Genomic DNA, 6,180 nt, shown 5'->3' with positions numbered 1-6,180 from the left:
CTTGTAAAAAGTATGGAGCCGATAGGACGGGTGTTCACCTCTTCCCATCTCGAACAGAGAAGTTAAGCCCCGCACCGCTGATGATACTGGGATCAAACCCGGGAAAGTAAGTAAGCTCCAAGTTATTATAGAAGACCTGCACGAAAGTGTGGGTCTTTTTTTATGCATAATAGTCGCTAGTCAAAAGATATAGAGTAGAGATAAGAGAGTAAAGAGTATAGATAAAGCTAGCGACTCCCGACTAGTGCCTAGCGACTTTACACGAAGAACACACCCCCTGAATCAATAAATTACTCTCTTGCTTGCTAAAGCCTGCTGGAAGTACGATGCTAGGAATATGAACTGTTTCTAAACAGGTTGTTTGACCGCATTGATTGCATTTGAAATGCACATGGTCGTGTTGGTGATGATGATCTCCTTGATGGCAAAGTTCTTTGCATAAGGCATATTTTACTCCGCCATTATCATCTAGTACCTTGTGGAGCAAACCTTGGGTTAAAAAGGTTTTTAAGGTCCGGTAAATGGTTACACGGTCGTATTTGTCACTGAGTTTTTGTTCGATATCACCTTGACTTAGCGCAAAATCGAAGCCTTGAAAAGTAGACAAAACGTCTATCCTACATGGGGTTGGTCTAAGATCGAAGTCAGAAAGTGTATAGGATGAACTCATTTAGCCTAAATGTTCGGTTTGCAATTTGACCATATTTTGGTAAATACCCGATTTCTTTTTCATTAATTGCTCATGTGAGCCAGATTCTATGATTTTGCCTTCCTCCATGACAAGGATTAAATCGGCGGAGCGAATGGTTGATAGTCGGTGAGCGATGATTAGACTTGTCCGGTTTTTCATCAATTCTTCTAAGGCTGATTGAACCCATTTTTCGGATTCGGAATCTAGGGCGCTGGTCGCTTCGTCTAAAAGTAAGAATTTGGGGTTTTTGAGGATGGCGCGGGCGATAGCGATGCGCTGTCTTTGGCCCCCTGATAATTTTACCCCTCTTTCACCTACGAGCGTATCCCATTTCTCTGGGAATGATTCGATAAATTCTTTTGCGTAAGCTAGTTCAGCTGCGGATTCAATTTCTTCTTGCGTTGCCCCTGGTTTTCCATAGGCAATATTTTCGCGGATGGTTCCTCCGAAAAGTAGCACTTCTTGTGGTACTAGGGCAACCATTTTACGCCATTCGGTGATATCAATGTTCGTAATTGGACGATCCCCTAAGGAAATAGAGCCCGCTGAAGGCTCGTAAAAGCGCATAAATAGTTGGGCTAGTGTAGATTTACCTGTGCCGGACGTTCCTACGATGGCAACTTTTTGGCCGGGTTCAATGGTAAAGTTGATCCCTTTAATAATCTTAACAGAGGGACGAGATGGGTAAGAGAACTCGAGATCTTGTACCTTTATTTGTCCGAATGAGACTGTAGAAGCAGAGGAATCGCGTGTTAAATCAATCTCCGATGGATCTTCTAAAATTTCTAGAATTCGATCCGATGCACCTATAGTCTTCTGCAATTGTGCATAAATATCCCCTAAACCTCCCACAGAACCTCCGATGAAGGCGGTATAAAATATGAATGTTAATAAGTCAGCTAGAATTAATTCACCTTGAGCCACCAGGGATGCACCATACCAAACCACGCCCACAATGCCGCCAAACAAGGCAAAAATAATGAAGCTGACAAAGCCACCGCGTAGTGTTGCGGCTTTCAAGGCTTCACCTAAAACTTTATTTAGGGATGAAGTGTAGCGGTCGACTTCGTATTTTTCGTTCGTAAATGCTTTGACGGCTTGAATGGATGTCAATGTCTCTTCGACGATGATGTTGGTATTGGCGAGTTCATCTTGGGCTTTTTTGGAAATCTTCCGGATGAATTTACCGAATACGATGGCCGAAATCACCAGAACGGGGAAGGTCGCTAGCATAAATAAGGTGAGCTTCCACGAGATGTAGGTGATCAAGGCGACACCACCCACGAGCGTAAATACTTGACGGAAAAATTCGGCTAAAGTGATCGATAAAACATCCTGTAATTGCGTAATATCCGAGGTAATGCGGCTCATTAGTTCCCCTACGCGTCTTTTTTCGAAATGGAAAATGGGAAGGGTAATGATTTTAGCATAAAGTGTTTGACGAACATCTCGCATCGCTTTTTCCGAAACTTGAGCGAAAGTATAGATGCGGAAAAAAGATAAAATGGACTGAACGATCAAAATAGCAAAGAAGAAAATGGTTACTTCGTTGATTTTGTAGTTAGATTTTCCTTCGATTACCTTGGTCATTTCACCGATTAAAAGGGGAAAACTTAGGGTCGTTAAATTCGAAAGCAACAAGAACATCATCCCTACGATGAAAGTCCATTTATAGGGAATAACGAATTGAAAAATTTTGAAGGCCTTGGATAAGCCTTGTTTACTCACTTTAACGGCATCTTTGGGATCTATTCCTCCGCCTATATCACCATGTTGCTTTTTTGCCATCTTATTTTTTATCTGCTTCGCCGCGGTAGCCTGAATCTAAAAAGATTCGATTTGCTTCTGGGTCAGTCAATATCTTTGCTAATGTAGTTTTAGGCTTTTGTTTCCAATAGGAATCCACAATTCTCCAGCCTAACCAACGACCGATTCCACCGGGACAAGCTGGCCCTATTTCAGATGTTTTCGGACGCTCATCTAAGTATTTTGCCTTGAGAATTTTATCGCCGCTGAATAATAATTTTTTATCGATAAAATGTTCCCAAACCTCACTTTGGAAGGCATTCGTTTCGGCTAATTCTTGTTGCGTATAGCCGAATAGTAGACTATCGGGAACAGAAGGCAGTATCGTCTTTGTGAATACGTAGCCCTTTCCATACCAAATCATATCACTTAATAAACTGACATCGTTGTCTGTTTGTTTGATAAGATAAGCGGAATATTGAAGGATAATTTGAGCCACTAATGCTTTCGGTTCTAGTTTACGCAGCTGGTATTCATATACATTGGGTGCCTTATAAAGTCCGCGAGAACCCATAAAAAAGTCAAGTCCTACAATTATGAGGGAGTCAGACACCACTAAGTTTTGTGCCGTAAATTCACCTCCACCTATTCCGCCAAAACCAGAAAAAACGGTTCTTATCTTGGGCGTTTTCACCCCTGGAAATTCTTGTTGAATCTTTGTAAAGGCCTCTTTTAGCTCTTTTTCTAGCGCATCACCACCGAAAAAAGCAGCCTCCTGGCTTTGATCATAGAATTTTCGCAGTGACGGGTTCGCATACAATCGAAATAAATCTTGCGCTAATAAAGGGCTATTTCCTGGTGTAGCACTAAAATACCCCACGCTAATTTCAGGATGTTTACTCAGTAAGGCACTCATTTCTGCATCGGATTTTACCGCTGCCATGGAGCGTTCCACCCGAACAAAATCCCATTGAATGGCCGGCGCTTCTTTTTCTGAAGAACAAGACCAAACCAGCAAACTGAAAGTAAGTGCGTAAAGAATTTTCATTATCCTAGACGAGCTAATAATTCTTGTAGGGATTGAATCTTGGTTTCCGCATCTGCTAATTTCTGTCTTTCACGTTCGACTAATTCCGCTTGGGCATTCGCTACGAATTTCTCGTTCGCTAATTTTGCTTCTACTGACTTTTTAAAACCTAACAGATAAACCAATTCTTTCTCAGATTCTGCTTTCACGACAGCCGGATCCTGCTCATTCGCTAATGGAACGAAGAATTGATCTGCTTTCACCACGAAGGTTTGGGCATCTGCGATAGCGTCTGAAACAAAAGTGATGGATTCTAAATTCGCTAGCTTCATCATAATCGCCTCCACAGGCGCATATGCCGCCGAATTATCTGCCTTTATGCACAAAGCCAAAGCCAATTTAGGTGACAATTGCTTCGAATTACGGATCTCACGAATCTTCGTCACCACTTCGAAAACGACATCGAATTGAGCGACTAAAGCAGCGTTCACGACACCAGCCCTAGGGAATTCCGCCTTGCAGATAGACTCCCCCGCTTCGCGTTCGTCGATTGTTTGCCAGATTTCCTCTGTAATAAATGGCATGTAGGGATGCATCAAGCGCATCAAAGAATCGAATAATCCGAGCGCCGCGTTAAGCGTTGCAGAGTGAATCGGACTTTGGTAGGTGGGCTTAATGATCTCGAGGTATTTGCCACAGAAATCATCCCATACTAATTCATAAATGCTTAATAAGGCATCTGAAATGCGGAATTTGCTGAAGTGATCTTGAACATCGATAATGGTTTGGTTTAACTTAGACTCAAACCAGGCGGTAGCTAAAACGTGTTCGGGTAAAGATTCACCCGTAACCACCTCTAGACCGCGTAACAAACGGAAGGCATTCCAAATCTTATTCGAGAAATTACGTCCTTGCTCACATAATTTGTCATCGAATAATAAATCATTACCTGCAGGTGCCGAGAATAATAATCCCGAACGAACCCCATCGGCACCGAAACGCTCGATTAATTCCAAAGGATCAGGCGAATTGCCTAACGATTTGGACATCTTACGACCTTGTTTATCCCGCACAATTCCCGTTAAGTATACATTTTTAAACGGCAATTCATCTCTCCACTCGTATCCCGCCATGATCATACGTGCTACCCAGAAGAATAAAATATCTGGGCCAGTCACTAAGTCATTGGTTGGATAATAATACTTAATTTCCTCATTATCTGGATTTTCAATACCATCAAAAACCGAAATGGGCCATAGCCATGACGAAAACCAGGTATCCAAAACATCCGGATCTTGTGTCAAATCATCTTCTACCAAAGCATATAACTGGTATTTATCTCGAGCGATGCGCAAGGCCTCTTTTTTGTCTTTTGCTACGATCAGTGTTCCGTCTTCAAGATAGAAAGCAGGAATTTGTTGACCCCACCACAATTGACGAGAAATACACCAATCGCGCACATTTTCCATCCAGGAACGGTAGGTATTTTTGAATTTCGCCGGATGCAATTGGATGTTGTCGTTCATCACGTTGTCTAAAGCTGGCTTTGCCATCTCCTCCATCTTCATAAACCACTGCAAAGAAAGCTTTGGCTCGATAACCGCACCCGTTCTCTCTGAAGTCCCCACAGTCGACTTGTATTCGTCCGTTTTGGTCAAATAACCTTCTTCCGTTAATTGCTTCACGATGCGTTTGCGCGCTTCGAAACGATCCACCCCTACAAATAAAATGGCTTTCTCATTCAAGGTTCCGTCATCATTCAAGATGTCGATAACCGGTAATTTATGCTTCAGACCTAATTCGTAGTCATTCAAATCGTGGGCAGGTGTCACCTTTAAGCAACCCGTTCCAAAATCCAAGGTCACATATTCGTCCGCAATAATGCTGATTTCACGATCTATTAAGGGAATACGTACTTTCTTGCCATGTAAATGAACATAGCGTTCATCCGCAGGATTCACACAGATCGCCGCATCCGCCATAATAGTTTCAGGACGTGTGGTAGCAATCGTAACCGACCCACTGCCATCCACCAGGGGATATTGGATGTGGTATAATTTAGCCTGAACATTTTTATGAATTACTTCTTCGTCTGATACAGCCGTTTTTCCTTGCGGATCCCAGTTCACCATACGCACCCCGCGGTAGATTAAACCTTTGTTATATAAACGAACAAAAGTATCGATTACGGCTTGATATAGAGAGGGTTCCATCGTGAAACGGGTACGATCCCAATCACACGAGGCGCCTATTTTTTTTAATTGATCTAGAATAATTCCGCCGTATTTGTCTTTCCACTCGAAGGCATATTTCAAGAATTCTTCTCGAGTTATATCGGCTTTAGAGATACCTTTTTCTTTCAGCATCGCCACTACTTTTGCTTCAGTTGCAATAGACGCATGATCCGTTCCGGGAACCCAACAGGCCTCTTTACCTTCCATCCGCGCTTTACGAATCAACACATCTTGAATCGTATTATTCAGCATATGGCCCATATGTAGTACCCCAGTGACGTTAGGAGGAGGAATAACAATGGTATAAGCCTCTTTTTCTGGGTTCGGTTTCGAAGCGAAAAGCTTGTTTTCTAACCAGTAGGCATACCATTTTTGCTCAATTTCCTGCGGGGCGTAATTCTTATCTATCATATGTGTATTCTAAGCCTACAAAGATAAATGATTTAGGCCAAAGGTAGGGATGGATTTTTAAAACAATTCGC

At 42.4% G+C, this 6,180-nt stretch carries 4 protein-coding genes and 1 rRNA gene; 1 reads left to right on the top strand and 4 read right to left on the bottom strand.

Annotation, left to right across the window (positions count from 1 at the left end; translation table 11 throughout):
• The first annotated feature begins 11 nt into the window (after positions 1–11).
• A 5S ribosomal RNA gene (gene rrf, locus ACST14_RS05110) occupies positions 12–123 on the top strand.
• Between the two features lie 118 nt (positions 124–241).
• Here the strand turns inward: rrf and ACST14_RS05105 are convergent.
• Genes ACST14_RS05105 through ACST14_RS05090 form a run of 4 tightly spaced genes read right to left on the bottom strand, consistent with a single transcriptional unit; the run spans position 242 to position 6,109 of the window.
• The gene (locus tag ACST14_RS05105) at positions 242–670 is read right to left on the bottom strand and encodes a Fur family transcriptional regulator (RefSeq protein WP_459461224.1); all 429 of its coding nucleotides are present in this window, start codon (positions 668–670) and stop codon (positions 242–244) included.
• Positions 671–2,479, bottom strand: coding sequence for an ABC transporter ATP-binding protein (locus ACST14_RS05100; RefSeq protein WP_459461222.1), 1,809 nt, complete (start codon positions 2,477–2,479; stop codon positions 671–673).
• A 1-nt stretch (position 2,480) separates the two neighbouring features.
• The gene (locus tag ACST14_RS05095; protein WP_459461220.1) at positions 2,481–3,485 is read right to left on the bottom strand and encodes a gliding motility protein GldB-related protein; all 1,005 of its coding nucleotides are present in this window, start codon (positions 3,483–3,485) and stop codon (positions 2,481–2,483) included.
• Positions 3,485–6,109 carry a valine--tRNA ligase gene (locus ACST14_RS05090; RefSeq protein ID WP_459461218.1) on the bottom strand — a complete coding sequence of 875 codons (2,625 nt, stop codon included), beginning with the start codon at positions 6,107–6,109 and terminating at the stop codon, positions 3,485–3,487. The genes ACST14_RS05095 and ACST14_RS05090 overlap by 1 nt, the downstream gene beginning before the upstream one ends.
• Between the last annotated feature and the right edge of the window lie 71 nt (positions 6,110–6,180).

It is taken from the genome of Aquirufa sp. A-Brett2-15D (assembly GCF_054558735.1).
The sequence above is the reverse complement of the archived record's forward strand: the minus strand, read 5'-3'. Positions and strand labels throughout refer to the sequence as shown.

Coding starts and splice junctions, on each gene's coding strand:
- ACST14_RS05105 (WP_459461224.1), bottom strand. CDS start 670: ATGAGTTCATCCTATACACTTTCTGACTTCGATCTTAGACCAACCCCA.
- ACST14_RS05100 (WP_459461222.1), bottom strand. CDS start 2,479: ATGGCAAAAAAGCAACATGGTGATATAGGCGGAGGAATAGATCCCAAA.
- ACST14_RS05095 (WP_459461220.1), bottom strand. CDS start 3,485: ATGAAAATTCTTTACGCACTTACTTTCAGTTTGCTGGTTTGGTCTTGT.
- ACST14_RS05090 (WP_459461218.1), bottom strand. CDS start 6,109: ATGATAGATAAGAATTACGCCCCGCAGGAAATTGAGCAAAAATGGTAT.